Source organism: Idiomarina sp. Sol25 (assembly GCF_033052775.1).
In the GTDB taxonomy this organism is placed as follows: domain Bacteria; phylum Pseudomonadota; class Gammaproteobacteria; order Enterobacterales; family Alteromonadaceae; genus Idiomarina.
Window position 1 is genome coordinate 1 of the sequence record NZ_JAUPEW010000149.1, and the last position, 264, is coordinate 264.

1 protein-coding gene is annotated in these 264 nt (G+C 58.0%); it reads right to left on the reverse strand.

The genetic code is table 11. The features are described from left to right. On the reverse strand, positions 1 to 264 hold a 264-nt coding region (locus tag Q5L94_RS13815), incomplete at both ends, for a hypothetical protein (RefSeq protein WP_317498928.1).

Genomic DNA, 264 nt, shown 5'->3' on the forward strand with positions numbered 1-264 from the left:
GCACCTTCACGAGGATCGATTCTCCGGAAGCCTGCGCAATCGCCTTGGTCAGCACGTCGGTGCAATCCGCCTGCTTGAGAAGATTGCTGCAGGACCGCCAGATCAACCGCGAAACCAGCACGAAGTGCGGCGCATAGGCTTCGATCCCCATGCCCACATAGTTCATCTGAAATGCGAAGTTGCGCCAGGCACGCAAATCGCCGTTGCCGTAGTTCAGGATGTAGAAGGCGTACGCCTTGGTCTGGCAATCGAGCGCAAAGCTCG